Consider the following 24,161-nt stretch of genomic DNA (forward strand, 5'->3'; position numbering starts at 1 on the left):
CGGACCACTCCGGACGCAGACCATAGCACCGTCGATCGAACACGCGTTCGCCTGTGTGACGCTCCTCACGCAGCGGAACGTGGCGCGGGGCGCGCTGTCGTAGCATCGGGACCCCATGACGGTCACCCTCCCCGACGGCACCAAGCTCGACCTTCCCGCGGGCGCCACCGGCGCCGACGCGGCCGGCGCGATCGGCGAGGGGCTCCTCCGCGCCGCCCTGGCCGTCAAGTGGGACGGCGAGGTCCACGACCTCTCCGCGCCGCTGCCCGACGGCGTCGCCCTGGAGATCATCACCCAGCGCTCCGGGCAGGACGCGCTGGACCTCGTCCGCCACGACACCGCCCACGTGCTCGCCGCGGCGATGCTCGAGCTCTACCCGGGCGTGAAGATCTCCATCGGCCCGGCGATCGACGACGGCTTCTACTACGACTTCGAGTTCCCCGAGGGCGTGACGTTCACCGACGCGGACTTCCCCGCCGTCGAGAAGAAGATGAAGGAGCACGTGAAGGCCGACGAGGCCTTCCTGCGCGAGGACGTCACCACCGCCGAGGCGCTCGAGCGCTTCAAGGGCGAGGACCAGCCGTACAAGGTCGAGCTCATCGAGGACCTCATCGCGAACACCGGCGTGGAGACGGTGTCGCTCTACACGAACGGCCCGTTCACCGACCTGTGCCGTGGCCCGCACGCGCCGAGCACCAAGCGCATCGGCGCCTTCAAGCTCCAGTCCGTCGCCGGCGCCTACTGGCGCGGCGACTCGAACCGCACGCAGCTCACGCGCGTGTACGGGACGGCGTTCTTCGACAAGAAGGAGCTCGCCGCGCACCTCGAGCTGCTCGAGGAGGCCAAGAAGCGCGACCACCGCAAGCTCGGCCGCGAGCTCGGGCTCTACCACTTCTCCGAGGCCGCGCCCGGCTCCGCGTTCTGGACGCCGGCGGGCACGACGGTCTTCAACCAGCTCGTCGAGCTCAGCCGCGAGATGGGGGACACCCGCGGCTACGCCGAGGTGAAGACCCCGCAGCTCTTCGACGCCGAGCTGTGGAAGAAGTCCGGCCACTGGGACAAGTACCAGGAGGACATGTTCCTCACCCAGACCGGCGACGACCGCCCGATGGGCTTCAAGCCGATGAACTGCCCCGGGCACTTCGAGCTCTACGGGCTGACGAAGTGGAGCTACAAGGACCTGCCGGTGCGCTTCAGCGAGCCCGGGCTCCTGCACCGCAACGAGCTCTCCGGCGCCCTCCACGGCCTCATGCGCGTGCGGCACTTCTGCCAGGACGACGCGCACCTGTTCGTCACCGAGGACCAGCTCCTCGACGAGATCACCGCGTGCATCGCCTTCGCCCGCGACACGTACGCGCTCTTCGGGTTTACCGACGAGGACATCAAGTACGAGCTCTCGACCCGCCCCGAGAACCGGCTGGGCACCGACGAGTTCTGGGACCAGGCCGAGGGCATCCTCGCCGACGCCCTGAAGGCGAACGGCATCGCCTACGAGATCGGCGAGGGCGGCGGCGCGTTCTACGCCCCGAAGATCGACTTCCACTTCACCGACTCGCTCAAGCGCTCCTGGCAGCTCGGCACCGTCCAGCTCGACTACCAGGCGCCCGAGCGCTTCGACCTCACCTACACGGGCGCGGACAACGCCGAGCACCGCCCGGTCGTCCTGCACCGCGCGCTCATGGGCTCCTACGAGCGCTTCATCGGGATCCTCCTGGAGCACACCGCCGGCGAGCTGCCGTTCTGGCTCACGCCCGTCCAGGCGATCGTCCTGCCGATCGCCGACCGGCACGCCGACGCCGCGCGCGAGGCCGCCGCGACGCTGAAGGCCGCGGGGCTGCGCGTCGAGGTCGACGAGCGCACCGAGTCGGTCGGGCGCAAGATCCGGGACGCCGAGCTGCGCAAGGTCCCGTACATGCTCGTCGTGGGTGATCGCGAGGCCGAGGACGGCACCGTGGCGGTCCGCCGCCACCGCGAGGGCGACGAGGGCTCGGAGCCCGTGGCCGATGTCGCGGCGCGCCTGGCGGATGTCAGCGCGTCGCGGTCGGCGTGAGCTGATCCTCATCCGCAGCTAAAGGCTGGTTATACTCCCGCGGGTTGACTGCTAATCACCGCCGCGACGCGCCGTCCACGCGTCCTCACAGCTAGTGCCGGTCCCTCGTAGGTTCGACCGGCGGATGCCGGAGCGCGATAACACGCGCATCAACGAACGCATTCGCGTCCCGGAGGTCCGTCTCATCGATGAGACGGGCACCCAGGTCGGCGTCATGCGCACCGATGAGGCCCTCCGGTACGCCCAGGGGAAGGATCTCGACCTCGTCGAGGTCGCCCCCGAGGCCAAGCCGCCCGTCTGCCGGGTGCTGGACTACTCCAAGTACAAGTACGAGCAGGCCCAGAAGGTCAAGGCCGCCAAGAAGCACCAGCAGCAGATCACGATCCGGGAGATCAAGTTCCGGCCCAAGATCGCGGAGCACGACTACGCGACGAAGAAGGGCCACGTGGAGCGCTTCCTGCGCCACAAGGACAAGGTCAAGATCACGATCATGTTCCGCGGGCGTGAGGTCACGCACCCCGAGCGCGGGGTGATGATCCTCGACCGCCTCGCCGAGGACCTGTCGGCGCTCTGCCAGATCGAGCAGCGCCCGATCCAGGACGGCCGCAACATGACGATGCTGCTCGGCCCCTCCAAGGCCGTGCTCGCCGGCACGCTCGACGAGGAGATGGCCGCGGCCGCCGCCGCCGAGGAGGCCCTCCGGGCCGCCGAGGCCGAGGACGAGGCGATCGCCGCGTCCGAGGCCGCCGCCCGCGGGGAGGCCGCCCAGGCCGCCGCGCAGCCGGAGGCCGACGACGCCGGGTTCGACGCGGAGGAGGCCGACGTGGCCGCCGCCGAGTCCGAGGCCCCGGACGACGTCGACGAGGCGCCCGGGCCGGAGGCGGAGACCACGTCCGACGCCGAGCCCGAAGAGGAGCCCGCCTCCTAGCAGGCCGCCAGGCCTGTCGTCCGGCGCGGCCAGACCGCGCCGGACCCTGCCTGTCTGCCATACTTCCGCGTCCGCCATGCCGAAGATGAAGACTCATTCGGGCGCCAAGAAGCGCTTCAAGCTGACCGCCAAGGGCAAGGTCAAGGCGCGTCACGCCGGGATGTCGCACATCCTGGAGAAGAAGTCGCCGAAGCTGAAGCGTGCGAAGAGCAACGACCTCGTGCTCTGCGCCTCGGACGCCAAGACCGTGAAGAAGCTCCTGGGAGCGAAGACCAAGTGACCCGCGTCAAGCGCAGCCTCCACGCCAAGAAGAAGCGCCGGGCGACGCTCGAGCGCGCCAAGGGCTTCCGCGGCCAGGCGAACTCGAACTACAAGCGCGCCAAGGAAGCGGTCATGAAGGCGGACGCGTACGCGTACCGCGATCGCCGCAACCGCAAGCGCGACTTCCGCCGCCTGTGGATCACCCGCATCAACGCCGCCGCGCGCCTGAACGGGATGACCTACGGCACGTTCATCCACGGCCTGAAGCTGGCCGGCATCGAGCTCGACCGCAAGGTCCTCGCGGACATCGCCGTGCGCGATCCCGAGACGTTCTCGCGATTTGTCGACGCCGCCCGTGAGGCGTCGTCGGCCACTGCTGCTGCGTAGCTCAGCACTCCACCGACAGACAGTCTTCCCGGGCGTCGCTCCTGATCATCAGGACGGCGCCCTTTCTTTTGCCCTGGCCCGACCCGCCCGCCGTCCGAACACGAACACGATGATCACCAGCCCCCAGAACGCGAAGCTCAAGGAGGTCCGCAGGCTCGCCCGGGCGGGTGGGGCTCGCTTCCGCAGCGCCTCCTCGCGCTTCGTCGCGGAGGGGGAGGACCTCGTCCTCGCCGCCGAGGCCGCGGGCTGGACCGCGGTCGAGCAGTACGTCACGCCGGACTCGGACCTCCCCGGCGTCCTCGTCGAGCCCGGGCTGCTCGCGAAGGTCAGCGCGCTCGGCTCCGGCTCCCGCGTCATCGCGGTCTACGAGCAGCGCTGGGCGCCCGCGCCGACCGGCCCGGTCTGCGTCGCGCTGTGGGGCGTCGGGGACCCCGGCAACGTCGGCACGGTGCTGCGGAGCGCGCTCGCCTTCGGCGCGGCGTCGGTCGCGGTCGGGCCAGGGTGCGCGGACCCGTTCTCGCCGAAGGCCGTCCGCGCCTCGATGGGCGCGGTCTTCGCGGTGCCGGTCGCCCGCGTGCGGTCGGTCAACGAGCTTCCGGCGCCCGCGATCGCGCTGGCCGCGCGCACCGGCGAGCCGGTCCGCGGCCCGCAGGCGGGCACGCTCGTGATCGGCGCCGAGCGCACCGGCCTTCCCGACGACGTCCTGGCGGCGTGCGCGCAGACCGCGCACATCCCGATCAGCGGCAGCGCCGAGTCCTTGAACGCCGCGATGGCGGCCACCGTGGGGTTGTACGAGATGACGAGGAACACCTGACATGAGCAGCACACTGGACCGCATCGCGGCCCTGACCGACGAGGCGTCCACCGCCATCGAGAACGCCACGACGACCGCCAACCTCGAGGAGCTGCGCGTCGGCTACCTGGGCCGTAAGGCCGAGCTGCCGAATCTCCTGCGCGGGGTCGCGCAGCTGCCGCCCGAGGAGCGCGGCGCCGTCGGCAAGGCGGCGAACCAGGCCCGCCAGCGGCTGGAGGCGCTCATCGAGGAGCGGGGCGGCGCCCTCGCCGGCGCCGAGCTCGACGCGAAGCTCGTCGCGGACACCGTCGACGTGACGCTGCCCGGCGTCCCGTCGCAGCCGGTCGGCCGGCTGCACGTCCTCACCGCGACCCGTCGTGAGATCGAGGACGTCTTCTGCGGCCTCGGCTTCACGGTCGTCGAGGGGCCCGAGGTCGAGCTCGTCCACTACAACTTCGACGCGCTCAACCACGACCCCGCGCACCCCGCGCGCAGCCGCACCGACACGTTCTACGTGCGCCGGCCGCAGTCGGTGCTGGACGCCGTCGGCCCCGATCCCTCGCGGGAGGTCGTCCTGCGGACCCACACCTCGCCGAACCAGCCGCGGGCGATGGAGCGCCAGGCCCCGCCGATCCAGATCATCGTGCCCGGCCGGGTGTACCGGCGCGACAGCGACGCGACCCACACGCCGCAGTTCCACCAGATCGAGGGGCTCGCGGTCGACGAGGACATCACGCTGGCCGACCTGAAGGGGACGCTGCTCGCCTTCGCCCGCGCGATCTTCGGCGACGAGCGCGACGTGCGCCTGCGCCCGCACTTCTTCCCGTTCACCGAGCCGAGCGTCGAGGTCGACGTCTCGTGCTTCCAGTGCTCGGGCACCGGCGCGCTGCCGCGGACCGGCGCGCGCTGCAACCTCTGCAAGGGCACCGGCTGGCTCGAGATCCTCGGGTCCGGCATGGTCGACCCGAACGTCCTCGGGATGGTCCCGACGGGCGAGTACGACCCCGAGAGGTGGCAGGGCTACGCCTTCGGCATGGGCATCGAGCGGATCGCGATGCTCAAGCACGGCGTCCCCGACCTGCGGCTCTTCTACGAGAACGACCTGCGCTTCCTCGCGCAGTTCGGCTGAGGCACGACGATGAGACTCCCCCTGAGCTGGCTCCACGACTACACGGTCCCGGACCTCGACCCGCGCGCCCTCGCGACGCGCCTGGCGATGACCGGCACCGAGGTCGACCGCATCGACCACCACGGCGTCGACGCCCTCGACCGCTTCGTCGTCGGCAAGGTCCTCAGCGCCGAGCAGCACCCCGACGCCGACCGCCTGCGCGTCTGCATGGTCGACGTCGGCGACGGCGAGCCGTCCCAGATCGTCTGCGGCGCGCCGAACGTCGCCGCCGGCCAGACCGTCGCCGTCTCCCTGCCCGGGGCGATCATGGTCGACGGGCAGAAGCTCAAGGCGAGCAAGCTGCGCGGCCAGCCGTCGAACGGGATGATCCTCGCCGACGCCGAGGTCGGCCTCGCCGCCGAGCGCGCCGGCGGGATCATGGTCCTCGACGACGCCCTCGCGGCCGGGACGCCGCTCGGGGACGTCCTGCCGATCAGCGACACGGTCCTCGAGCTCGAGATCACGCCCAACCGGCCCGACTGCCTCGGCGTCTACGGCGTCGCGCGGGAGGCCCACGCGGCGACCGGCGCCGACCTGGCGCCGCCGCCGTGGGCGACCGACCCGCACCCCGCGGGTGACACGATCCCCGGCGTCTCGATCACGGTCGAGGTCCCGGAGCTGAACCCGCGCTTCACCGTCCGGGCGTATGAGAACGTGACGATCGGCCCCTCGCCCCTGTGGCTGCAGCAGCGCCTGCTCGCGGCCGGCCAGCGCCCGCGCAACAACGTCGTCGACATCACGAACTACGTCATGTTCCTCACGGGGCAGCCGCTGCACGCCTTCGACCTCGACCGCGTCGCGGGCGGGTCGCTGACGATCCGGGCCGCAGGCGACGGGGAGAAGCTGACGACACTCGACGACATCGAGCGCACGCTCGACCCCGACGTCGTCCTCATCGCCGACGCCGACGGCCCCACGTCGATCGCCGGCGTCATGGGCGGCCAGCGCTCGGAGGTCCACGACGGCACGACCCGCGTGCTCATGGAGGTCGCCAACTGGGACGGCCCGAACATGAACCGGACGATGGCGAAGCTCGGTCTGCGCTCGGAGGCGGGCGCCCGCAACGAGAAGGGCCTCGCGCCCGAGCAGGTCATGGAGGCACAGGCCGTCGCCTCGCAGCTCATGGTCGAGCTCACCGGCGCGACGCCGCTCGGGGGGACGATCGACGTCGTGAACTGGATCCCGCCCGCCCCGGAGCTGCAGACCATCCGCCTGCGCGACGCGCGGGTCGTCGCGCTGCTCGGGGCGCCGGTCGCGCGGGAGACCTCCTCGCGGATCCTCACCGCGCTCGGCTTCGGCGTCGCCGAGGCCGACGACGGCCTCGACGTCACCGTGCCCGCCTTCCGCCGCCGCGACGTCACGCGCGAGGCCGACCTCATCGAGGAGGTTGCGCGGCTGAACGGGTTCGACACGCTCCCCTCGACGGTGCAGGAGAACCGGACCGGCTTCCCCGGGCGGCTCACCCCGCAGCAGCGGCTGCGCCGCCGGGCCGAGGACGTCCTCGTCGGCCGTGGCCTGCACGAGATCGCCGGCTGGTCGTTCACCCAGCCCGCGCTGCTCGACCGGCTCCGGATCCCCGAGGGCCACCGGATGCGCCAGGTCGTCGAGCTCGAGAACCCGATGAGCGAGGCGCAGTCGATCCTGCGCCCGACGATCGTCGGCTCGCTGCTCGACGTCGCGTCCCACAACGCGGCGCGCGGCATGGGGGACGTCGCGATCTTCGAGTCCGGCACCGTCTACCTGCAGGACGAGGACCCGGCGCAGCCGCTCGCCGACGAGCACCACGCGCTCGCCGCGCTCGTCACCGGCGCCGCCGCGCCGCCGTCGTGGCGGGGTGGCGCGGCGCCGCCGGCGGACTTCTTCTCCGCCAAGGGGCTGCTCGAGGCGGTCGCGGGCGCGCTGCGCGTGACGCTGAGCTTCCGGCCCTGCGCGGACTGGCCGTTCCTGCACCCCGGCCGCAGCGCCGAGGTGCTCCTGGACTCACAGCGGGTCGGCTTCGTCGGGGAGGTCCACCCGTCGGTCGCCGCCCACTGGGACCTCGAGGCGCGGCCGGTCGGGATCTTCGCCGTGCGCCTGCAGCAGCTCATCGACGCCGCCCCCGAGGTCATCACGTACGAGGACCTCACGAGCTACCCCGCCGTCCGGCAGGACCTCGCGGTCGTCGTCCCCGGCACCGTGGCCGCCGCCGACGTCGTCGCGTGCGTCGCGAAGGTCGCCGACGAGGTCCGTGTCTTCGACGTGTACACCGGCAGCCAGGTCGGGGAGGGGAGGACGTCGATCGCGCTCCACGTCGCCTTCCGCGCGAAGGACCGCACGCTCGGCGAGGAGGACGTGACCCGCCTGCGGGCCAAGCTTGTCAAGCAGCTCGCGCTGCTCGGGGGTGAGCTCCGTGGCTGAGCCCGCCCTCTCCCGGGTGCTCGTCGCGGGTGCCTCCGGCTACGCCGGGGCGCTCGCGGCGGTGCTCGTCGACGGCCACCCGTACCTCGAGCTCAGCGGCGTCACCTCCCGGTCCTACACCGGGCAGCGCCTCGACGAGCTCTTCCCGCACCACCGGGTGCCGATGGTCCTCGAGGAGCTCGACCTCGACCGTCACACCGAGGGGGTCGACGCCGCGATCGTCGCCTACCCGCACGGCGCGGCCGCCCAGACGGTCGCCGCGCTGCGTGAGCGCGGGCTGAAGGTCGTCGACCTCAGCGCCGACTTCCGGCTGCGGGACCGCGCGACGTACGAGGAGTGGTATGTCGACCACACGGCGCCGGAGCTCCTCGACGGCGCCGTCTACGGGCTGCCCGAGCGCTACCGCGCCGAGCTGCGCGGGGCCGAGCTCGTCGCCAACCCCGGCTGCTTCCCGACCGCCGCGATCCTCGCGCTCGCCCCGCTCGCCGGTCATCTCGCCGACGTCGTCATCGACGCGAAGACCGGGGTCTCCGGCGCGGGCCGCGGCGCGACCGACAAGACGCACTTCGTCAGCGTCACCGAGAACGTCACGCCCTATGGCGTCGGGCGCCACCGTCACATGCCGGAGATCGATCAGGAGCTCGCCGCGGCGGGCGCGACCGGTCTTGTCGCGACGTTCACGCCGCACCTGCTGCCGCTCGACCAGGGCGAGCTGCTCTCCTGCTACGCGACGCTCCGCGAGCCGATGGACGTCCACGGGGCCTTCGAGGCCGCCTACGCGCACGAGCCGTTCGTCGAGCTCGTCGACCGCCCGCCGGGCGTGCGCGACGTGCGCGGCACGAACCTCTGCCGGCTGCACGTCCACGTCGACCCGCGCACGCACAAGGTCTTCGTCTTCGCGGCGATCGACAACCTCTGGAAGGGGACCTCGTCCCAGGCGATCCAGAACCTCAACCTCATGCTCGGCTACGAGGAGACCACGGGTATCTCATGACAGGCGCGTTCTTCACCTCTCGCTGGGTCGACGTCCCGGAGTGGGTCACCGAGGAGCCGCCGGGCGCGCTGCCGCAGGGCTTCCGCGCCGCCGGCGTCGCCTGCGGGCTGAAGGAGAGCGGCAGCCTCGACCTCGGGCTCATGCGCTGCGACGGCCCCGACCTCGCCAGCGCGATCCGCTTCACCTCGAGCGCCGTCGTCGCGGCTCCGGTGCTCGTCACGCGCGACCGCGCGAACGCGGCGCAGATCAAGGTCGTCGCGGTGAACTCCGGCAACGCGAACGCCGCGACCGGCGGCCGCGGCCTCGACGAGGCCGCCCGCATGCAGGGTGCCGCCGCGATGTCGAGCGGCGTGGGGGAGGACGCGGTCGCGGTGTGCTCCACCGGCGTCATCGGGGTGCAGCTCGACGGGCGCAAGGTCACCCGCGGCATCCTCGACGCGAGCAAGCAGCTGACCGCGGAGGGTGAGGAGGCATTCGCGCGGGCGATCATGACGACGGACGCGTTCGACAAGCGCGCCTCGCTGACCGTCGAGCTCACCGGCGGGCCGGTCCGGCTCACCGCGCAGGCGAAGGGCGCGGGCATGATCCAGCCGCGCTTCGCGACGATGCTCTGCTTCGTGCAGACCGACGCGAAGCTCGAGGCGGAGACCGCCGACCTCCTGCTCGGCGTCACCGTGAAGCGCTCCTTCGACCGCATCTCCGTCGACGGCCAGCTCTCGACGAACGACACCGTCGTCCTGCAGTGCTCGGGCGCCTCGGGCGTCACCGTCGCCCCCGAGAGCGAGGACGAGGTGCGCTTCGGCCAGGCCCTCGACGCGCTGCTGCGGCAGCTCGGGCTGCACATCGTCCGCGATGGCGAGGGCTCCAAGCGGGTCGGTCGCGTGACCGTGCGCGGCGGCAACCACGGGGCGGGGGAGGTCGTCGCCCGTGCGGTGGCGAACTCGCCGCTCGTGAAGGCCGCCCTCCACGGCGGCGACCCGAACTGGGGGCGCATCGCGCAGGCGATCGGCGGCGCGCTCTACGGGTCGGCGCCGATCGCGTTCGACATCGCGATCGAGGGCGTGCAGGTCGCGGTCGCCGGCGCCGCCGCCCGGTTCGACGAGGCGGCCCTCGCGCAGCTCGTCGACCGTGACGAGGTCGACTACGTCATCGGCCTGCCCGGCGACGGCCACGAGACGGAGGTCTTCTTCTCCGACCTCTCCCACGAGTACGTGACGATCAACGCGGAGTACACCACCTGATGAAGACGCCTGGCATCCGGCCCTCCCGCGACGTCGGCACGCTCCTCGAGGCGCTGCCGTACATCCGCGAGTTCCACGGCCGCACGATCGTCGTGAAGTACGGCGGCGCGGCGATGACCGACCCGGCGCTCCGCGAGGAGTTCGCGCGCGACGTCGTCCTCCTGAAGTACGTCGGCCTGAACGTCATCGTCGTCCACGGCGGCGGCCCCGACATCACGAAGTACATGCGGCGCCTCGACATGGAGGTCGAGTTCGTCGACGGCCTGCGCGTCTCCGACGCCGACACCGTCGAGATCGCGAAGATGGTCCTCATCGGCAAGGTGAACAAGGACATCGTCCTGCGCATTAACCGCTACGGGCAGGCGGCCGTCGGCCTCAGCGGCGACGACGGCAACCTCTTCCGCGCCGCCAAGCAGCTCGCGACCGGCGGGCAGGACATCGGCTTCGTCGGCCGCATCGAGAAGGTCGACGTCGACGTGCTGAACCACATCGCGCAGGACTACATCCCGGTGGTCGCGTCGATCGCGGCGGACGCCGACGGCGCCTCCTACAACGTCAACGCGGACGAGGCGGCGACGGCGGTGGCGCGCGCGATGGGCGCCTACAAGGTCATGTTCCTCACGGACGTCGAGGGCTGGATGCGCGACCCGGCGGACCCGACGTCGGTCATCTCCGAGGCGCACGCCGACGAGGTCGAGGCGGCGCTCCCGTCGATCAGTGGCGGCATGCGCCCGAAGCTCCAGGCCTGCATCGACGCGATCCACGGCGGCGTGACGTTCGCCCACATCGTCGACGGGCGCGTGCCGCACTCGCTGCTCCTCGAGCTCTTCACTGACGCCGGCATCGGCACCAAGATCAGGGCGGCGCGGTGAGGCTCGCCCGAGGGGCTCGCTCACCGTCGGGGATGCTCGCCCGTGAGGCTCGCCTTCCTGCGCACCGAAGGGACACCACATGACGATCTCCGACGCCTTCCTCACCCACAACTACGCGCGCCAGCCGGTCGAGTTCGTCCGCGGCGAGGGCGCCCGCCTGTGGGACGCCGAGGGGAACGAGTACCTCGACCTGCAGACCGGCCTCGCCGTCAACTCCGTCGGCCACTGCCACCCGGCGGTCGTCGCCGCGATCCGCGAGCAGGCCGGCCGCCTGATCCACGTCGGCAACCTCTTCTACACCGACCCGATGGTGCGGCTCGCCGAGCGCCTCGCGACGGTCTCGGCGCTCGGCGACGGCACGCGCGTCTTCTTCACGAACAGCGGCACCGAGGCGGTCGAGGCGGCGCTGAAGTGTGCCCGTAAGCGCCGCCGCGCCGGGAAGATCATCTCGGTGCACCGCGGCTTCCACGGCCGGACGTACGGCGCGCTCAGCGCGACGCCGCAGGAGAGCAAGCAGGCGCCGTTCGCGCCCCTCGTCCCGGGCTTCGAGGCGGTCGAGCCGACGGCGGAGGCGATCACCGCCGCCGTCGACTCAGGGACCGCCGCGCTCATCCTGGAGCCCGTCCAGGGCGAGAGCGGCGTCTACGCGCTCGACGCCGACACGCTGCGCGCCGCGCGCGCCGCCTGCGACGCCCACGGGGCCGCGCTCATCTTCGACGAGATCCAGTGCGGCCTCGGGCGCACCGGCGACCTCTGGGCCTGGCAGCACGCCGGGGTGCAGCCGGACGCCGTCACGGTCGCGAAGGCGCTGTCGGGCGGCCTGCCCGTCGGTGCGCTCGTCGCCGGTCCCGAGATGGCCGACGTCTTCGCGGCCGGCGACCACGGCTCGACGTTCGCCGGCGGACCCGTCCAGTGCGCGGCGGGCCTCGCGGTCCTCGACATCGTCACCGACGAGGCGCTCCTCGCGCGGGTGCGCGCGTCCGGCGAGCGGCTCACCGCGCGCCTCGCCGAGCTGCCGGCCGTCCGTGAGGTCCGCGGCCGCGGCTACATGCAGGCGATCGAGCTCGAGGGCATCGATGCGATGGCGCTCGTCGGGCGGGCGCTGAAGGAGCAGCGCCTCGTCCTCAACGCGACGAGCCCGACGACGGTGCGGCTGCTGCCGCCCCTCGTCATCACCGAGGAAGAGCTCGACGACGCGGTCACCCGCCTCGCCGAGCTCATTTCCTAGGGGAGACGAGCCCGCCCGGAGGCGGGCTCGTCATGGGGCACGTTGTTCTGCGGCTAGGCGGTCCGCTTGCCGACCAGGGTGCCGTTCAGCACCACGATCTGGCGGTTGCCCTGGGAGTCGGTCACCTGGATGCTGATCGTGACCGCCACCGACTTCAGGCGCGACATGAGGTCGAATTTGTCCTGGCTGAGGTACGCGAACGCGAAGCCCGACTTGCCCTGGGCGAGCTGGTAGTCGAACGTCGCGAGCGTCACCCGGCGTGGCGTGCGCGCGGGCGGCCGGGTCGCCGGGTTGATCTTCGACAGCGTCCGGATCTTCACCGTGCCGGCGCAGGCCTTGCCGGTCTTCGCGCTGCAGAAGATCGGCAGGCGGACCTGCCCCTTCAGGCGTCCGTGCGTGACGAGCGTGACGCGAGAGGCCCGGATCTTGATGAGGCTCTTCGTCGACCCGTTCTGGATGATGATCGTCTTGCCGGTGGAGGACCCCGACACGGGGGCGGGGCCGGGGGCGCCGGTTGCGCCCGCGGGTCCGACCGGCCCGATCGGTCCGGCGGGGCCGGCGGGGCCGTTCGTCCCGTTGGTGCCGTTCGCACCCGCCGGGCCCGTGGCGCCGGTCGCGCCCGTGGCGCCGGTGGCGCCGTTCGTCCCATTGGTGCCGTTCGCACCCGCCACGCCGGTGGCACCCGTTGCGCCGGTGGCGCCCGTCGCGCCGGTGGCGCCCGTTGCGCCGGTGGCGCCCGTTGCGCCGGTCGCACCCGTCGTCGTGAGCGTCGCGAACGACACGTCGTTGCCGTCCACCACCCGGCCGTCCGCGCTCGTGACGACGATCCGCGCGTGGTACGTCGTCAGCGGCGCGAGGCCACCGATCGGCTCACCCGGGACCTGCCCGCTGGTCGCAGCGGTGCGCTCCGGCGTCGTATAGCCGTAGCCGGTCGTCGTGCCGTACTCGAAGTGGTACGTGACGGTCGGGCCGCCGGTCGTGAGGGACCCGTTGAGGGTCGCGCCCGAGCCGGAGACGTTGGTCGCCGGCAGCGTCGTCGCGGTGGCGAGCACGCTGCCGTCGGCGACGGTGAGCCGGATGTTGTCGTACAGCGCCTCGTTCGTCCCGAGCAGGGCCTGCAGCAGCGGGGCGTACGTCGTCTGGAACACGAGATGGTACGTGTGACCGGCCGTGAACTTCGCCGCGTCGATCGGGAGCTCGGGACGGGACGAGAACACGTTGACGTTGCTGATGTCCTCGGCCGGGCCGAGCGGGACCGCGACGGCCGGGTTCGGCGTCTCGTCGACGAGGAACACCTGCGTCACGGTGCCGGGCATGATGTTGATGAGCGCCGGGTTCGTGAACCGGCGGTCGTAGTTGAGCTTCGCGCCGCTGATCGTCGGGTAGCCCGCGACCGTGAACGACGGCGAGCGCTGCGAGACCGACGCCCCGCCGAGCAGCGGCGTGAGCGCGCCGGCCACCGGCGTGTAGTCCTGGCGCAGCGAGCCCGGGAGGGCAGGCGGCGCGCCGGCGCCGATCGTCGGCGAGGTGCCGCTGTCGACCGTGCACAGCGTGTTCTGGATGAGGTTGAGCAGGATCCCGCAGGACTTGCCCGCGTCCGTCCAGCCCTGCGCGCTGCCGTTGTCGAAGGTGCTGCCCTTCGCCGTCGGATACGTCGTGTCCGCGAACGCCGCCGGAGCGGTGGCCGCGAAGGCGGTGAGACCGAGCGCGAGTGCGCGCGCGGCCCGGTTGCCCGGTGCTTGCATGGTGGTGCCCCCTGTTGCCGATTCCAGCGCCAGCCCCTGCCGGTGCCTTGGCTTCCCCTACGGAAGGTGATCGACTGTACTCCTGTTCACTGTGGGATTTCCACCTGGGAGGCGGCCCGATGGTGCTCTCGCGTACGCTTCGCGCAGATGACCGACGCCGCTCCCTCCGCCCAGAACACCCGCACCGCGAGCTACCTCGCCGAACCGGGTGAGGTCAACCGCGTCCTGCTGCTCTACTCGGGCGGCCTGGACACGAGCGTCATGCTCAAGTGGATCCAGGACGAGTACGACGCCGAGGTCGTCGCGCTCACGATCAACCTCGGGCAGCCGGGGGAGGACTACGACGTCGTCAAGGGCAAGGCGCTGCAGCTCGGCGCGGTCGCCGCGGAGGTCGTCGACGCGCGCGACGAGTTCGCCACCGACTTCATCCTCCCGGCCATCAAGGCGAACGCCATCTACGGCCTCGCCTACCCGCTCTTCACCGCGCTCGGCCGGCCGCTCATCGCGAAGCTCGCCGTCGAGTACGCGCGCAAGCACGGCTGCGACACCGTCGCCCACGGCTGCACCGGCAAGGGCAACGACCAGGTCCGGATCGAGGCGACCGTCGCGACGCTCGCCCCCGAGCTGAAGGTCATCGCCCCCGTCCGCGGCTGGATGATGGGCCGCGAGGAGGAGATCGCCTACGCGCGGCAGCACGGGATCCCGATCAAGGGCGGCGCCGAGACGACGCCGTACTCGATCGACGACAACCTCTGGGGCCGCTCCTCCGAGGGCAAGTGGATCGAGCATCTCGACCACGCGCCGGACGACGACGTCTTCCAGCTCGTGACGCGGCCCGAGCTCGCGCCCGACGAGGCCGAGATCGTCACGATCGGCTTCGAGCAGAGCGTCCCCGTCTCGATCAACGGCGAGCGCCTCGGGCTCGTCGAGCTCATCACCCGCTGCCAGGACCTCGGCATCAAGCACGGCGTCGGGATCGTCGACCACATCGAGGACCGCATCGTCGGCCTCAAGGTCCGTGACATCTACGAGGTGCCGGCGGCGACGCTCATCCTCCAGGCCCACGCCGAGCTCGAGCGGCTCGTCTGCACGATCCACCAGAACCAGTTCAAGGGCGAGCTCGACCGCAAGTGGGCCTACCTCGTCTACGCGGGGCTGTGGTGGGAGCCGCTGCGCACCGACCTCGACGCGTACATGAACGAGGTCTCCAAGCAGGTGACCGGCGAGATCGGGCTGAAGCTCTACAAGGGGCACTGCCGCGTCGTCACCCGCTCCTCGCCGAACGCCGTCTACGACGCGCAGCTCGCGACGTTCGAGACCTCCGGCGGCCTCTTCAGCCAGCAGGCCTCGCCCGGCTTCATCGAGCTGTGGTCGCTGCAGTCCCGCCTCGCCCACCGCCTCCGCGAGCGCTCCGCCGAGTAGGAACCCACCCGCTCCGCCCGGCCGCGCGTGCACGTGGCCGGGCCGTCGCGTCGTCGTCCGGCGCCGGATTCCTTCCGCTTCGGGCGAAAGATCCCGGCCGCTTCTCGACAACGGTCGTTTTGCGGGTACGCTCGGCCGCGGTGCAGCCGGTGGAAGAACCTCACGACCCCGAACATCCCGGGCAGGTCATCGACCCGAAGGTCATCGCGGAACGGCGGGCTCGCCGGGCGGAGATCAACGAGGGAGCCATGCGTGACCGCGCGCGCGAGGCCGAGCGGGCGCTCGAGCTGGCCCGCGCCCAGCTGCAGGGCGCCCACGAGCAGCGCGCCGAGCTCGCCGCCCGCCTGAAGCAGGTCGAGCGCGACCTCCGCGCCGCCCGCCAGGGGGAGCACGCGGAGAGCGCCCGCCGCACCGAGGTCGAGGAGGAGCTCGCCGTCGCGCGGCGCGAGGCCGACGAGGAGGCAACGGCGCTGCGCCTCGCCCTCGCGGCCGAGGAGCAGCGCGTCACCGAACTCGAGGAGGACCTCGAGCGGGCCCTGCGCACGAGCACCGCCGCGCAGGCCGCCAGTCGCGACGCCCTCGCCTCCGCGGTCGCCGAGCTCACGGGCGAGGGTGGGCGCAGCGCGGAGCTCGCCGACGCCGAGGCCGTCCTCGCCGCGCGTCTCGCCGAGCTTCAGGCCGTCGAGGACCGGCTCGCCGCGGCACGCACGGAGCTCGACGCCCGCCGGGGCGGTCTCGAGGAGCGCCTCGCCGACACCAGTGAGCTGATCGCCGGCCTCGAGGATGCCCTCGCCGCCGAGCGCGCCGCCCGCGCCCGTGCGGTGCAGGCGCTCGAGGACGAGCGCGAGCGCGCCGCCGCCGAGGTCACGCTGCTGCAGCACGAGCTCGACCGCCGTGCCGAGATCCACGAGGCTGTCGCCGGGCAGCTCGCCGAGCTCCGCGGCGAGCTGAGCTCCGCCCGTGCCCGGGCCGAGGGCACGTCCGTCGGCTCGCCGGCGCTCGAGGAGCTCGCGGCCACCGCGGCCGCGCTGCGGGAGGACCTGGCCGTGCTCCACGTCGAGCGCGGCGAGCTCGAGCATCAGCTCGCGGCCGCCCGGGCCGACGTCGCCGAGCGGGACGAGCGGCTGCAGCGCAGCGAGGAGGCCCTCGCGCACACGGAGGCCGAGCTCGCACGCCTGCGCGCGTCGATCCAGGCGGCGACGAGCGACCTGCCCGGTACAGGCACCGACGCCGCGCGCAACCGCGTGCGGCTCCAGGTCGCCGAGGATGCGGTCATCGCCGCCGAGGAGCGCGCCCGGGAGATCGGCGCCCGCCTCGAGGCCGAGCAGCGCGAGCGGGCCCGCGCCGAGGCGCAGCTGCAGCTCCAGCTCGCCGCGGAGCGGGACGCGCTGCAGGAGCGCATCGCCGAGCACCGCCTCGAGCTCGAGGCCGTCGTCGCCCGCGAGCGTGCGAGCTTCGAGACGCAGATGGCCGCCGTCCGCGAGGGCGTCGCCGGTGTCCGCGAGCGGCTCATCCGGACCGAGACCGAGATCGACGCTCGCATCGGCGTGGAGCGCGCGGCCCGGACCGCCGCCGAGGCGCAGGTCCAGGTCGAGCGCGAGGGCCGCGAGTCCCTGGAGGTCCGGCTGGAGGCCGAGCGCGCCGCCTACGCGAACGAGCGCGAGCGGCGGATCCTCGAGGCGCGCGAGCTGCAGAGCCGGCTCGCCGCCGCGCAGGACGAGCTCACGGAGGCGCAGGCCGCCCTGGCCGCCGAGCACGGCCGCATCGAGGCGGCGATCGCCGAGTCCGGTGCCCGCGCCGAGGCGGCGCTGGCCGGGGCCGTCGCTGCCGAGGAGCGCGCCCGTCGTGCCGAGGCCGAGCGCGACCGCCTCATCGACGCGCTCACCGCCGCCCGCGCCGAGCTCGACACCCGCAGCGTCGTGGAGGGCGACTTCCGCGCGTCGCTCGCGAGCCTGCGCGCCGAGCTCGAGCAGGTCCGCGTGGACGCCAAGGCCCGCGTCCCCCGTGAGGCGCAGCTCGAGGCGCTGCTCGGCGAGCTCCTGAGCACCACCACGTCGCTGCGTGAGGGCTTTGAGCGTGAGCTCCTCGCGCTCGCCGCCGCCCGTGAGGAGGACCGCGCGGCGATGACCCGTGCGGCCGAGCAGGCCCTCGAGGCCGAGCGCGGGCGCTTCGCCGGCGAGATCGGCGAGATGGAGTCGCGGGTCTCCGAGCTGCGCGCGCAGCTCGGTGCGGCGGCGACCGAGCTCGCGGGGGAGTTCGCGCAGGAGCAGGCGGCCCGCCAGGCGCTCGAGTCCGAGCTCGCCCGTGCCCGCGCCGGCGGCCCCGGCGCGGAGGGTGACGACGCTCCCGCCCCCGAGCCGGCGGCCGGCGAGCCGACCGGGGAGGACATCGCGCGGCTGCGCGCCGACCTCACGCGCGAGGAGGCGGCCAGCGCCCGCGCCGAGGACCGCATCGTCGAGCTCGAGGACGAGCTCGAGCGTGTCCGGACCACGCTTCGCCCGCCGCCCCCGATGCCGCCGGCCGACCATCCGGCGCTCACGGGGCGTGGCGCGGCCGGCTCCGAGGGGGAGGTCGACGACGGCGACATCGACCCGGGCGCGTCGTCCGGGGACCCCGACTCGGTGATCATCGACCTCGCTCGCGCCGCCGCACGGCTGCGCGCCCCGAAGGGGGAGGCCGCGGAGGCCGAGGACCCGGCCGAGGCCGATGGCCCGGCCGACGCCGATGCCGATGCCGACCTCGTGCCCGCGCCCGCGCCCGCGCTCCCGCTGACCGAGGTCGAGCTCGGGGCCCGCGTGCCGGCCGCGAGCACGCGCCGCGTCGCGGGGGGCTTATGGCTCACGCCGGCGCTGCTCGTGCTCTCGCGCCGCGACCACGCGGCCGCCGCCGAGCTCTTCAAGGCGCTCGTCACCGTCCAGGCGGACCGCCTGCGCAAGGACCTCACGTACGACCTCGCGATCGGCGAGCTTCCCGAGCAGCGCGTCAGCCTCCACGCGGATGGCACCGCGACGGTGGAGCTGCTCGGCGAGGACGAGCCACCCGCCGGCGCCGACTTCCGCCTCTCCGGCACGCTGGAGGCGCTCGCGCCCTACGCCGGGGGCGGCACCGGGCGGCGCGCGCCGGACGGCGTCACCGTGAGCGGCCGGCGCCGCCGCGCCCGCAAGCTCCTGAAGGCGCTCCGGGACCCCGTCGGCCTGCACGCGATCGCCGAGCTGCCGGAGCCGCTCGAGCCGCAGGCGCTGCTCGCGCTCGTCGCCGGGGCGATCGACCCGGCCCTGACGCGCGGCAAGCGCTTCAGCGTCGCCTTCGCCGAGGGCGACGGGCCGTTCGTGGCCCACGTCGTCGTCGACGACGGCGTGCCACTCGTCGTCCGCTCGGGCGAGCCGGTCGACACCGCCGCCACCGTCCGGACCGCGCCCGGGGAGCTCGCGAGGTTCCTCGCCGGCGAGGCGGGGGCCCGGGTCGGCGGGGACGTCGAGCTCGTCGTGCTGCTGCTCGGCTGGGCCGACATCGCCCAGGGCCTCGATGGCTGACCCCCGGCGCGGTCAGCGTCATCACCGGCAGGCTCCGGGGACCGGCCGGACCATCCGCACCGGGGCGTACTCTCGTAGGCCGTGAGCACCCCGCCTGTCGCCCATCTGCACGTCCACTCCGAGTACTCGTTGTTGGACGGTGCGTGCAAGATCGAGAAGCTCGCCGAGCGGGCGGCGTCGTTCGGTCAGCCGGCGTTGGGGCTGACGGATCACGGGGTGATGAACGGGGCGATCGAGCACTACAAGGCGTGTAAGAAGGTCGGGATCAAGCCGCTTCTGGGGTGTGAGGTCTATTACGTGGACGATCACGCCGATCGTCCGGAGCCGGGGTCGGGCCGGCGGATCGAGCGCAACCACCTGACGCTTCTGGCGCGGTCTGATCAGGGGTATCGCAACCTCGTCAAGCTCTCGTCCTTGGGCTTTCTGGAGGGGCTGGTCGGGGGCAAGCCGGGCGTGGACATGGCGCAGCTCGAGGCGCACTCGGACGGGATCATCGCCCTGTCGGGGTGCCTGGCCGGCCGGCTCTGCCAGCGGCTGATCAACGATCGTGACGATGAGGCGCGGGAGTACGCCGATCAGCTCGTGCAGGCGTTCGGGCCGGGCAACGTGTACTTCGAGCTGCAGAAGAACGGGATCGCGGCGCAGGAGAAGGCGAATCCGGGGATCGAGCGGATCGCGCGTGATCTCGGCGCGTCCGTGGTGGGGACGGGTGATGTGCACTACCTGCGCAAGGAGGACTATCACCACCACACGGCGCTGTTGTGCGTGCAGACGAAGTCGACGCTCGCGATGCCGAAGATGACGTTCGACACGAACGAGTTCTTCCTGAAGTCCAACGAGGAGATGGCTCAGGACTTTGCGCAGTGGCCGGAGGCGCTGGCGGCGACGGTGGAGATCGCCGAGCGCTGTGAGGTGGAGATCCCGCTGGGGGGTCAGCTGATCCCGCGGTTCCTCCCGGAAGGTGAGGACGAGCGGCAGTACCTGCGTGACCGGGTGATGGAGGGGATGCACGCCCGGTACGGCATGCCGCTGCCGGCGGAGGCGATCGAGCGGATGGAGATGGAGCTCGGGGTCATCGACCGGATGGGCTTCAACGCGTACTTCCTCATCGTGTGGGACTTCGTGAAGTGGGCCAAGGACAACGGCGTGGCGGTCGGTCCGGGGCGTGGGTCGGCGGCGGGCTCGCTGATCGCGTACACGCTGAACATCACCGACCTCGACCCGATCAAGCACGACCTGCTGTTCGAGCGGTTCCTGAACCCCGAGCGGGTGTCGATGCCGGATATCGACATCGATTTCTCCGTCCGCGGGCGTGAGCGCGTGATGCAGTACGTGGTGGAGAAGTACGGCCGCGAGTCCGTCGCCCAGATCATCACCTTCGGCAAGATGCTCCCGCGCGCGGCGACGAAGGACGCCGCCCGCGTGCTCGGGCACGACTACGGCGTCGGCGACCGCCTCGCGAAGCTCATCCCCGACCCCGAGCAGGGCCGCTCGCCGACGTTCGAGTCCTGCCTGCAGGACGGGCAGGACCTGAAGGCGGCCTACGACTCGGACCCGACCGCCAAGCAGGTCATCGACGTCGCCCGCGGCCTCGAGGGCATCGTCCGCTCGAACTCGATCCACGCCGCCGCGGTCGTCATCGCGGGCATGCCGCTCACCGACGTGGTGCCGCTGCAGCTCGCGGACGCGCGCACGACGGACGAGCACGGCAACAAGGTCTACAAGCAGGTCACGCAGTTCTCGATGAAGCCGGTCGAGGACCTCGGCCTGCTGAAGATGGACTTCCTCGGCCTGCGCAACCTCGACGTCATCGAGGACGCGCTGGACATCCTCGAGCGGTCCACCGGCACGCGGCCGGACATGGCGAACCTGCCGATGGACGACAAGGCGACGTACGACATGCTCGCCCGCGGCGACTCCGTCGGCGTCTTCCAGTTCGAGTCCGAGGGGATGCAGGGCGCGCTGCAGAAGGTGAAGCCCACGGAGTTCGACGACCTCGTCGCGCTCGTGTCGCTCTACCGCCCCGGCGCGATGGACCAGATCCCGACCTACGCGCGTGGCAAGCGCGACCCCGAGTCGGTGCAGTCCCGCGACGAGCGGCTGGACCCGATCATCGGCCCGACGTACGGCGTGATCCTGTACCAGGAGCAGGCCATGCAGATCTCCAAGGCGCTCGGCGGGTTCTCCGGCGCCAAGGCGGACGACCTGCGCAAGGCGATCGGCAAGAAGAACCGTGCCGCGATGGCCGAGCTCGAGCCCGCGTTCCGCGAGGGCTGCGCGAGGAACGGCGTCGCCCCGCAGACGATCGACTGGCTGTGGGAGACGAACGAGAAGTCCGCCGACTACTCGTTCAACAAGTCGCACGCCGCCTGCTACGCCCTCATCTCCTACCGGACCGCCTGGCTGAAGGCGAACCACCCCGCCGAGTACATGGCGGCGCTCATCTCGTCCGTCATGGACACGAAGGACAAGGTCCCGTTCTTCGCCGCCCGCTGCGACGAGATGGGGATCGAGGTCCTCCCGCCCGACGTGAACCTCTCCGACCACGAGTTCGTCGTCGTCGAGGGCAACATCCGCTTCGGCCTCGACGCCGTGAAGGGCGTCGGCTACGCCGCGGTCGAGGCGATCAAGGCCGCCCGTGACGAGGGCGGCCCGTTCTCGTCGCTGTGGGAGTTCTGCGAGCGCGTCGACCCCCGCGCGGTGAACAAGAAGGCGATCGAGTCGCTCATCAAGTGCGGCGCCTTCTCCTCGACCGGTGCGAGCCGCAAGGGCATGCTCGAGGTGCTCGAGCAGGCGCAGGGGGCCGGCCAGAAGGCGCAGATGGACGCCCAGATCGGGCAGGGGTCGATCTTCGACATGTTCGACGCCGGCGGCGGCGACGCCCCGTCCGCGTTCTCGGCGCCGCTGCACCCGCCGATCCCGAACGAGGAGTTCGAGCAGACCGAGCTCCTCGCCCTCGAGAAGGAGTCGATCGGCCTCTTCCTCTCGGCGCATCCGCTCAAGGAGGTCCGCGAGGCGCTCATCGTCAAGACGGACTACCGGCTGTCCGAGCTCGGGAACGTCAAGGACCAGGAGTGGGTGAAGGTCGGCGGCATCGTCACCGCGGCGAAGAAGATCCGCACGAAGTCCGGTGACCCGATGATGTTCGCGACCCTCGACGACCTCGAGGGGTCGGTCGAGCTGCTCGTCTTCCCGAAGACGCTGCAGGAGCACGAGCCGCAGGTCGACCAGGTCATCATCGTCCGCGGCAAGGTCGACCACGGCGACAAGGGCACCTCCGTCATCGTCCAGGAGATCAAGCCCTTCACGCCGTCGGCGAAGGAGGTCGAGGCGGCGAAGGAGGCCGTCGCGAAGATCCCCGTCGGCCCGCAGCCGATCCAATACCACGTGGACGCGACGAAGCTCCCGCGCACGATCATCGACGACCTGAAGTACATCCTGGAGACGTTCCCGGGGGAGTCGGAGCTCGTTCTCGCGCTCGAGACGACGCAGGGCCAGCGCTGGCTGCGCTTCGGCGACGCCTACCGCGTGAAGTCCTCTCCGACGCTCAAGGCCGAGCTCGACCACCTCCTCGGTGCGGCGACGATCCGGCGCCCTGTGGTGACCGAGGAGGTCCAGGTCTCGGTGGCCGTGGCCGACGACGGCCACGACGGCGACCCGGGTCCGCAGGAGCCGTCCTTCGCGCCCGGCGACGAGGAGCACCACTCCGCGCCGCAGCCCGCCTGAGCGGCGGCGCCCGCTAGCGTCCCGGGCATGGCCAAGCGCGACAGCAGCCGGGTCGTCTACTCGACCTCGGACGGGGACCTGCGCAAGGCCCGCGACCCCAAGCCGGCCGCCGCCGCCGGCGGGCGCGTGAAGGTCCGCCGCGAGACCTCGGGCCGGCGCGGCAAGACCGTGACGACGGTGTCGAACGTCCCGCTCGGCGAGGACGCCCTCCGTGACCTCGCGGGCAAGCTCAAGAAGCGCTGCGGCGTCGGCGGGTCCGCCAAGGACGGGGTCATCGAGCTGCAGGGTGACCACCGCGACGCCGTGATGGAGCTCCTCGCCGCCGAGGGTCTCGACGCCGTCCTCGCGGGCGGCTGACGACGGCCGGCGCGCCGCGGCGAACCGCCGAAACCCGACAAGCGCCCGACTGGGGGACGAAAAACGGGTTCCGGCCTCAGGCGCGGGCGGCGGCGCGGGCCGAGGGGGCCTCGGGCGAGGGCCGGGGCCCCTCACGCGCGGGCGGCGAGCCCGCGCTCGCGGAGCACGGCGCAGAGCGCGAGCTCCTCGGCCGGGGTGCCCTTGCGGTCCGGGCCCGGGGTCTCGAGGACGACGGGCAGCCCCTCGAAGCGCGGCTCGGACAGGAAGACCGCGCAGCCGTCCTCGCCGAGCTCGCCCTTGCCGATGTCCGCGTGCCGGTCCCGGTTCGAGCCGAGGCCGACCTCGGAGTCGTTGAGGTGCAGCGAGCCGAGGCGGCCGATGCCGACCTTCGCGTCGCATTCGTCGAGCGTCGCGGCCAGCCCCTCGGCCGTCCGGATGTCGTGCCCCGACGCATAGAGGTGGCAGGAGTCGAGGCAGAGGCCGAGGCGCTCGTCGCCGCCCGCGGCCTCGATGAGCGCGGCGAGCTCGTCGAAGGAGCGACCGAGGGTGCCGCCCGCCCCGGCGGTGTTCTCGAGGTGGAGCGCGCAGTGCTCGGTCTCCGCGAGCGCCTCGCGGATGAGCGCGCCGGCGCGGGCGATCGCCTCGCCGACGTCGCCGGTCTTCGCCGACCCGGGGTGCAGGACGACCGCGTGCGCGCCGAGCGCGTCCCCGGCCGCGAGCGACGCCGTCAGCGACGTGAGGGTCTTCGCGCGGATCTCCGGATCGTCCGAGCCCGCGTTCAGGAGGTACACCGCGTGGATGAGGAGGGCGTCGACCGCCGAGGCCCCCATGTCGGCGCGGAAGCGCGCGACGTCCGCCTCCTTGTAGACCGTCGGCCGCCACATCCGCGGGCTCTGGTTGAAGATCTGGATGGCGCGCGCGCCGCGCTCGGTGCCGCGGGCGACGGCGTTGTAGACCCCGCCGGCGGGGGAGACGTGGCAACCGATGAGCATCGGACAAGGATGACGCCCGGATGGCGTCGAGGGGGTCAGGGTGCGGGCCGGAAGCCCGCACGGGCAT

At 72.3% G+C, this 24,161-nt stretch carries 17 protein-coding genes; 15 read left to right on the forward strand and 2 right to left on the reverse strand.

What is annotated here, in order from left to right; all coding sequences use genetic code 11:
• Window positions 1–115 precede the first annotated feature (115 nt).
• From thrS to NBH00_RS13105, 11 genes are all read left to right on the forward strand, one after another.
• A complete protein-coding gene (gene thrS / locus NBH00_RS13055; protein WP_254569028.1) occupies window positions 116–2,050 on the forward strand; it encodes a threonine--tRNA ligase in 1,935 nt (644 codons plus the stop codon).
• Window positions 2,051–2,174: 124 nt separating this feature from the next.
• Window positions 2,175–2,978, forward strand: a complete 804-nt coding sequence (infC, locus tag NBH00_RS13060; protein WP_254569029.1) for a translation initiation factor IF-3 — start codon at window positions 2,175–2,177, stop codon at window positions 2,976–2,978.
• A 76-nt stretch (window positions 2,979–3,054) separates the two neighbouring features.
• Complete coding sequence (gene rpmI, locus NBH00_RS13065; RefSeq protein WP_367401254.1) at window positions 3,055–3,258, forward strand: 50S ribosomal protein L35; 204 nt, start codon at window positions 3,055–3,057, stop codon at window positions 3,256–3,258.
• Window positions 3,255–3,626: a 50S ribosomal protein L20 gene (rplT, locus tag NBH00_RS13070; RefSeq protein WP_254569031.1), complete on the forward strand. Its 372-nt coding sequence runs from the start codon at window positions 3,255–3,257 to the stop codon at window positions 3,624–3,626. Before rpmI ends, rplT begins: the two co-directional genes overlap by 4 nt.
• Window positions 3,627–3,735: 109 nt before the next feature.
• Complete coding sequence (locus NBH00_RS13075; protein ID WP_254569032.1) at window positions 3,736–4,440, forward strand: TrmH family RNA methyltransferase; 705 nt, start codon at window positions 3,736–3,738, stop codon at window positions 4,438–4,440.
• A gap of 1 nt (window position 4,441) precedes the next feature.
• Window positions 4,442–5,548, forward strand: a complete 1,107-nt coding sequence (gene pheS, locus NBH00_RS13080) for a phenylalanine--tRNA ligase subunit alpha (protein WP_254569033.1) — start codon at window positions 4,442–4,444, stop codon at window positions 5,546–5,548.
• 9 nt (window positions 5,549–5,557) lie between these two features.
• Complete coding sequence (gene pheT, locus NBH00_RS13085; RefSeq protein ID WP_254569034.1) at window positions 5,558–7,984, forward strand: phenylalanine--tRNA ligase subunit beta; 2,427 nt, start codon at window positions 5,558–5,560, stop codon at window positions 7,982–7,984.
• Window positions 7,977–8,978: an N-acetyl-gamma-glutamyl-phosphate reductase gene (gene argC, locus NBH00_RS13090; RefSeq protein ID WP_254569035.1), complete on the forward strand. Its 1,002-nt coding sequence runs from the start codon at window positions 7,977–7,979 to the stop codon at window positions 8,976–8,978. Before pheT ends, argC begins: the two co-directional genes overlap by 8 nt.
• The gene (argJ, locus tag NBH00_RS13095; RefSeq protein ID WP_254569036.1) at window positions 8,975–10,219 is read left to right on the forward strand and encodes a bifunctional glutamate N-acetyltransferase/amino-acid acetyltransferase ArgJ; all 1,245 of its coding nucleotides are present in this window, start codon (window positions 8,975–8,977) and stop codon (window positions 10,217–10,219) included. Before argC ends, argJ begins: the two co-directional genes overlap by 4 nt.
• Window positions 10,219–11,091, forward strand: a complete 873-nt coding sequence (argB, locus tag NBH00_RS13100) for an acetylglutamate kinase (RefSeq protein ID WP_254569037.1) — start codon at window positions 10,219–10,221, stop codon at window positions 11,089–11,091. The genes argJ and argB overlap by 1 nt, the downstream gene beginning before the upstream one ends.
• A 79-nt stretch (window positions 11,092–11,170) precedes the next feature.
• Entirely contained in the window at window positions 11,171–12,319 is a 1,149-nt protein-coding gene (locus NBH00_RS13105; protein ID WP_254569038.1) for an aspartate aminotransferase family protein, read from the forward strand.
• Between the two features lie 53 nt (window positions 12,320–12,372).
• Here the strand turns inward: NBH00_RS13105 and NBH00_RS13110 are convergent, their stop codons facing one another.
• Window positions 12,373–14,064 carry a collagen-like triple helix repeat-containing protein gene (locus NBH00_RS13110; RefSeq protein WP_254569039.1) on the reverse strand — a complete coding sequence of 564 codons (1,692 nt, stop codon included), beginning with the start codon at window positions 14,062–14,064 and terminating at the stop codon, window positions 12,373–12,375.
• A gap of 147 nt (window positions 14,065–14,211) precedes the next feature.
• On the opposite strand from NBH00_RS13110, the gene NBH00_RS13115 reads away from it, so the two are divergent.
• The 4 genes from NBH00_RS13115 (at window position 14,212) to NBH00_RS13130 (ending at window position 23,102) form a co-directional block, all read left to right on the forward strand.
• Window positions 14,212–15,486 (forward strand): argininosuccinate synthase, encoded by a 1,275-nt coding sequence (locus tag NBH00_RS13115; RefSeq protein ID WP_254569040.1) that lies wholly within the window; start codon window positions 14,212–14,214, stop codon window positions 15,484–15,486.
• A 140-nt stretch (window positions 15,487–15,626) separates the two neighbouring features.
• Window positions 15,627–19,019, forward strand: a complete 3,393-nt coding sequence (locus NBH00_RS13120; RefSeq protein WP_254569041.1) for a coiled-coil domain-containing protein — start codon at window positions 15,627–15,629, stop codon at window positions 19,017–19,019.
• An 81-nt stretch (window positions 19,020–19,100) separates the two neighbouring features.
• Complete coding sequence (gene dnaE / locus NBH00_RS13125; protein WP_254569042.1) at window positions 19,101–22,745, forward strand: DNA polymerase III subunit alpha; 3,645 nt, start codon at window positions 19,101–19,103, stop codon at window positions 22,743–22,745.
• 27 nt (window positions 22,746–22,772) lie between these two features.
• Entirely contained in the window at window positions 22,773–23,102 is a 330-nt protein-coding gene (locus NBH00_RS13130) for a translation initiation factor (RefSeq protein WP_254569043.1), read from the forward strand.
• 131 nt (window positions 23,103–23,233) lie between these two features.
• Here the strand turns inward: NBH00_RS13130 and NBH00_RS13135 are convergent, their stop codons facing one another.
• Window positions 23,234–24,094: a deoxyribonuclease IV gene (locus NBH00_RS13135; RefSeq protein ID WP_254569044.1), complete on the reverse strand. Its 861-nt coding sequence runs from the start codon at window positions 24,092–24,094 to the stop codon at window positions 23,234–23,236.
• Between the last annotated feature and the right edge of the window lie 67 nt (window positions 24,095–24,161).

It is taken from the genome of Paraconexibacter antarcticus (assembly GCF_024220175.1).
Lineage (GTDB): Bacteria > Actinomycetota > Thermoleophilia > Solirubrobacterales > Solirubrobacteraceae > Paraconexibacter > Paraconexibacter antarcticus.

Bases quoted from the DNA above. Each gene is read 5' to 3' on its own strand.
- argB (WP_254569037.1), top strand. From the start codon at position 10,219: ATGAAGACGCCTGGCATCCGGCCCTCCCGCGACGTCGGCACGCTCCTC.
- NBH00_RS13110 (WP_254569039.1), bottom strand. From the start codon at position 14,064: ATGCAAGCACCGGGCAACCGGGCCGCGCGCGCACTCGCGCTCGGTCTC.
- pheS (WP_254569033.1), top strand. From the start codon at position 4,442: ATGAGCAGCACACTGGACCGCATCGCGGCCCTGACCGACGAGGCGTCC.
- NBH00_RS13135 (WP_254569044.1), bottom strand. From the start codon at position 24,094: ATGCTCATCGGTTGCCACGTCTCCCCCGCCGGCGGGGTCTACAACGCC.
- rpmI (WP_367401254.1), top strand. From the start codon at position 3,055: ATGCCGAAGATGAAGACTCATTCGGGCGCCAAGAAGCGCTTCAAGCTG.
- NBH00_RS13105 (WP_254569038.1), top strand. From the start codon at position 11,171: ATGACGATCTCCGACGCCTTCCTCACCCACAACTACGCGCGCCAGCCG.
- NBH00_RS13130 (WP_254569043.1), top strand. From the start codon at position 22,773: ATGGCCAAGCGCGACAGCAGCCGGGTCGTCTACTCGACCTCGGACGGG.
- NBH00_RS13075 (WP_254569032.1), top strand. From the start codon at position 3,736: ATGATCACCAGCCCCCAGAACGCGAAGCTCAAGGAGGTCCGCAGGCTC.
- thrS (WP_254569028.1), top strand. From the start codon at position 116: ATGACGGTCACCCTCCCCGACGGCACCAAGCTCGACCTTCCCGCGGGC.
- pheT (WP_254569034.1), top strand. From the start codon at position 5,558: ATGAGACTCCCCCTGAGCTGGCTCCACGACTACACGGTCCCGGACCTC.
- NBH00_RS13115 (WP_254569040.1), top strand. From the start codon at position 14,212: ATGACCGACGCCGCTCCCTCCGCCCAGAACACCCGCACCGCGAGCTAC.
- argJ (WP_254569036.1), top strand. From the start codon at position 8,975: ATGACAGGCGCGTTCTTCACCTCTCGCTGGGTCGACGTCCCGGAGTGG.
- infC (WP_254569029.1), top strand. From the start codon at position 2,175: ATGCCGGAGCGCGATAACACGCGCATCAACGAACGCATTCGCGTCCCG.